Source organism: Jannaschia seosinensis (assembly GCF_001408515.1).
Classification (GTDB): domain Bacteria; phylum Pseudomonadota; class Alphaproteobacteria; order Rhodobacterales; family Rhodobacteraceae; genus Jannaschia; species Jannaschia seosinensis.
The window spans coordinates 1-4,386 of sequence record NZ_CYPR01000123.1; the positions used below are offsets into that span (position 1 = coordinate 1).

The following is a 4,386-nucleotide window of genomic DNA, read 5'->3' on the forward strand; positions in this document are numbered from 1 at the left end:
GAGCTGATGGAGGCGCGCGACGAGCGCCGTCTGCTCCGCCTGCAAAAGCAGCAGGCCGCCGTCAAGCTGCTCATCATCAACGAACTGGGCTTCGTGCCGCTGAGCAAGACCGGCGCAGAGCTCTTGTTCGAGCTGATCTCGCAGCGCTATGAGCGCGGCTCCACGATGATCACCAGCAACCTGCCGTTCGACGAATGGACCGAAACCTTCGGCACCGAACGCCTGACCGGCGCACTGCTCGACAGGCTGACACACCACGTCAACATCCTCGAGATGAACGGCGACAGCTATCGGCTCGGCCAAAGCCGCGCCCGAAAGGCCCAAGCCAGAACCTGATCACCCGCCACAGGATTGGCCCTGCGGGCCAATGCGCCATGGCACGCGCCAGCTATGCGGCAAGCGCGCGCGCCATGGCGCTTGGCGCCCTGTCGCTGGCCTGGTTTTGCGCCGCCGCGTGGCCGGTTTTTACTCCGCCGTTGACAAGCAGCTCCCGCAAGCAGCGTTGGCCAGCAAGGCGCCCTTGCAGGCCATGAAGGACTGGCACAAAATCAAGCCAGAGCTGTTCAAGAAACAGCCATACTACCTTCCGGGATGTGACAGGTAGGGACATGCATGGTCGAAGCGGCTATCAGCCGAGACAGGCCCTAGCCCGCGTCTCCCTCGGCTCATCGGCAGACGGACCTGGTGTCCGCCGAATAGACCGGCATCCGGCTGACGTTGAGATGGCTTGTCCTTCTTTTCCTCGCTCGTTAAGGGGCAAACCAATCATCTGGACTTGGGGTGCGACTCCCCGAGTGGCTCTCCCGGCCGCCGATCCGCCGGGCCAACCAAGACTATCTGAAAAGATGACCGGTGCGGCGCAGCCGCCTGACCGGACGGGAACGGAACCTCTCAATATGAATCTCGACGCCTACCGACGCCAGTGGCTCGGTAACGTGCGTGGCGATCTGCTGTCTGGCATCGTCGTCGCGCTCGCTCTCATTCCCGAAGCGATTGCCTTCTCGATCATAGCGGGCGTGGACCCCAAGATCGGGCTCTACGCCTCCTTCTCCATCGCAGTCGTCACCGCGATCGCGGGCGGACGGCCGGGCATGATCTCGGCCGCGACGGCGGCGACCGCTGTGCTGATGGTCACTCTCGTCGCCGATCACGGGCTCGAATACCTGTTGGCGACAACAGTGCTGGCGGGACTTCTCCAGATCGCTGCCGGCTTCGCGCGGCTTGGCAATCTGATGCGCTTCGTCTCACGGTCGGTGATGACGGGCTTCGTCAACGCGCTCGCGATCCTGATCTTCATGTCCCAGATCCCCGAGCTGACGGGTGTGCCCTGGCTGACCTATCCGCTGGTCGCCGCGGGACTCGCGATCATCTACCTGCTGCCTTACGTGACCACCGCCGTTCCGTCGCCGCTGGTCACGATTGTTGTGCTGACCCTCGCGGTCGTCGCCATGGGGTGGGACGTGCGCACCGTGGGCGACATGGGCGCGCTCCCGGACACGCTGCCGGTCTTCCTGGTCCCCGACATCCCCCTCAATCTTGAGACGCTGGCGATCATCCTGCCCTACGCCGTCGCCGTCGCCGTCGTGGGCCTTCTCGAGAGCCTGATGACCGCGAACATCGTCGACGACCTGACGGATACGAAGTCCGATCGGAACCAGGAATGCGTGGGCCAAGGACTGGCGAACACCGCAACCGGCTTCATCGGCGGCATGGCGGGCTGCGCGATGATCGGTCAGTCGATCATTAACATCAAATCGGGCGGCCGGGGGCGTTTGTCGTGCTTCGTGGCCGGTGTCTTCCTGCTGTTTCTCGTGGTCGTGCTTGGCGATCTCGTCGCGCAGATCCCGATGGCTGCGCTGGTGGCAGTCATGATCATGGTCTCGATCGGCACGTTCTCATGGTCTTCGGTCAAGCAGTTGAAGACCCACCCGCGCTCGTCGTCGATCGTGATGCTCGCGACTGTGGCGGTGGTGGTCTACACCCACAATCTCGCCATCGGCGTCCTGGTGGGTGTGCTGCTGTCCGGGCTCTTCTTCGCAGGCAAGATCTCTCAGATCTTCGGCGTCACCTCGTCGCTGTCGGAGGACGGCCGGGTCCGGACCTACCACGTCCACGGGCAGCTCTTCTTTGCGTCGTCCGAGGAGTTCATGGACGCCTTCGATTTCAAGGAGGCGGCCGAGCGCGTCGTGATCGACGTCAGCCGGGCGCATATCTGGGACATCTCCTCGGTTGCCGCGCTCGACATGGCTGTGCTGAAGTTCCGCAGGGACGGGTCCGAGGTCGAGATCGTCGGCATGAACGAAGCGTCCGAAACCATGGTCGACAGGCTTGCCATGCATGACAAGCCCGGTGCCATGGACAAACTGCTGGCGCATTGAGGGAGGAAACGTCATGACCAACAAGATCATCGCCCTGGTGGACGGCTCCACCTACTCCAAAAGCGTCTGTGACCATGCGGCTTGGTTCGCCGGGCACGGCGGCTACGAGGTCGAGCTGATGCACGTCCTTGGCCGCCGGGAGGGCAGCGGCGGGTCCGACCTGTCGGGCGCCATCTCGCTTGGGGCGCGCAGCGCGCTTCTCGAAGAGCTCTCGAAGATCGACGAACAGCGCGCAAAGCTCGTGGTCCGTCGCGGCCGCGCCATCCTCGAGGACGCCAAGGCGCTACTCGACGAGGCAGGCGTCCGGGCCACAGAACATCTGCGACATGGCGACCTGATCGAGGCGATCTCCGAGACCGAGGGGCGCGCCGACATGATCCTGATCGGGAAGCGCGGCGAAGCAGCCGACTTCGCCAAGGGGCATCTCGGCTCGAACCTGGAGCGCATCGTGCGCGCCGCCTCGAAGCCGCTCTTCATCGCCTCCCGGGCGTTCCGGCCGATCGAGAAGGTGCTGATCGCCTACGACGGAAGTGCGAGCGCCATGCGCGCCGTCGACTACATGGCGCGCTCCGTGCTCTATTCGAACCTCGCCATCAAGATCGTGACGGTCGGGTCTGCAACGGAAGCCGCCAAGAAGGGACTTGAGGATGCGAAAGCCATGCTCTCAGCCGCGGGGCTGAAGGCGGAGACCGGCATTCTGCCCGGTCAACCGGAAGAGGCCTTGGGCAAGCTCATCGATGAGGCCGAGTTCAATCACCTGGTGATAGGCGCCTCCGGCCACTCCCGCCTGCGTTCTCTTTTCGTCGGCTCGACCAGCCTTGAGATGATCCGCACCTGCAAGGTGCCGATCCTCCTTGTGAAGTGAGGATGGAAGACAAGCCGCCCGACGATTACTTTCCAAGCCTGCCGGAAGAATTTGGCACGGCGCATCTCGTGGCGGCGGACGGTAGAAGGGAATTCTTCCTGTCGTTTCGTCAAGATACTGGGGCCGGAACCTTTTTATGCCACCAAAGACCTCCGATGAGGCGAGCCAATAAATTCAGCCGTCCCCGTCTCATTTGTTTGTCCTCCTGTCGGCGAACGTTATTGCGCGTCGACGGTTGAAATCAGCGCGTTGATTTCTTCGGCAAGAATTTAGGGGTGATCCTCCGGCGTGAAATGCAGACCCCCGTCGATCCGCCGCAGCGGCGCACCGAGATCCGTGGCGAGCCGCTCGCCATACTCGATTTTCTGGAACTCGTCCGCGGCTCCCCAGACGATCCGGGCGGGGACGGCGAGCGTCGGCAGTTGGCCCGCGATGGCCTTGGTATCTTCAACATTCAAAGATTGCGCCTGCCGCACGAAGGCATCTGCCTCTCCATGACGAACATAATGCGGCGCGTGTGGGGATTGTCAGGTTATTTTATGTGGATCAGCAAAGTGTCGTCGGCGACCGCTCACGCGGACAGTTCGGTCGTGTAGTCTGCCCATAGGGCGAACGCGTCCTGTCTTGCGTGATGATAGGAACGGGCGGAGAGGCGGTGACGGCGTGGGCGGAAGATGGCGTCGGTCTGATCGTGGGCCGATAAGAACCTCTGGGCCTGTCGCGGTGACTTGAACCCGCCCATGACCTTCTCTCGTCGGCGGGTATGCCGATGGGATGCTTCTGCCGCGTTGTTGATCCCCTTGTGGCGACGGTGCTCTACGCCGGGTGCGAGTTTCGCCTTGGCCGCCGCATAGGATCCGAGCTTGTCGGTCACCATCACCCGCGGCAGGCCCCATCACTTGAAGAGCTTGCGCATGAACTGCTTCGCGGCCGCGGTGTCGCGGCATGACTGCACGAGGATGTCCAAGACGTCGCCTTTCGCGTCGATTGCCCGCCACAACCAATGCTTCGTGCCGTTGATCTTGAGTACGACCTCGTCGAGATGCCACTTGTCGGCTGGCCAGGGCCGATCGCGTCGGATCTTCGCGGCGAACTGCGTCCCGAACTTCGCAACCCACACCCGTATCGTCTCATAGGAAACGG

At 62.9% G+C, this 4,386-nt stretch carries 5 protein-coding genes, 1 pseudogene and 1 other annotated feature; of the genes and pseudogenes, 4 read left to right on the plus strand and 2 right to left on the minus strand.

What is annotated here, in order from left to right; genetic code table 11:
* The 4 genes from JSE7799_RS09920 to JSE7799_RS09935 all read left to right on the plus strand — a co-directional run.
* Positions 1-336 (plus strand): ATP-binding protein (locus JSE7799_RS09920; protein WP_144431643.1); only part of this gene is annotated, 336 nt, incomplete at its 5' end.
* Positions 337-454: 118 nt separating this feature from the next.
* Entirely contained in the window at positions 455-604 is a 150-nt protein-coding gene (locus JSE7799_RS21305; RefSeq protein ID WP_222101736.1) for a hypothetical protein, read from the plus strand.
* Between the two features lie 164 nt (positions 605-768).
* Positions 769-828 (plus strand) — a sequence feature (sul1 is cis-regulatory element that is thought to sense ions involved in sulfur or methionine metabolism; They are found in Alphaproteobacteria).
* 68 nt (positions 829-896) lie between these two features.
* A complete protein-coding gene (locus JSE7799_RS09930; RefSeq protein ID WP_055663478.1) occupies positions 897-2,378 on the plus strand; it encodes a SulP family inorganic anion transporter in 1,482 nt (493 codons plus the stop codon).
* A 13-nt stretch (positions 2,379-2,391) separates the two neighbouring features.
* Complete coding sequence (locus JSE7799_RS09935) at positions 2,392-3,243, plus strand: universal stress protein (RefSeq protein WP_055663479.1); 852 nt, start codon at positions 2,392-2,394, stop codon at positions 3,241-3,243.
* Between the two features lie 269 nt (positions 3,244-3,512).
* Here JSE7799_RS09935 and JSE7799_RS09940 read toward each other — a convergent pair whose 3' ends face one another.
* The gene (locus JSE7799_RS09940) at positions 3,513-3,701 is read right to left on the minus strand and encodes an alpha/beta fold hydrolase (protein ID WP_245624852.1); all 189 of its coding nucleotides are present in this window, start codon (positions 3,699-3,701) and stop codon (positions 3,513-3,515) included.
* 113 nt (positions 3,702-3,814) lie between these two features.
* A pseudogene (locus JSE7799_RS20465) lies at positions 3,815-4,386 on the minus strand (IS6 family transposase); the annotation flags it as partial.

Excerpts from the sequence above, each read along its gene's own strand:
- JSE7799_RS09930 (WP_055663478.1), top strand. The coding sequence starts at position 897 with ATGAATCTCGACGCCTACCGACGCCAGTGGCTCGGTAACGTGCGTGGC.
- JSE7799_RS09935 (WP_055663479.1), top strand. The coding sequence starts at position 2,392 with ATGACCAACAAGATCATCGCCCTGGTGGACGGCTCCACCTACTCCAAA.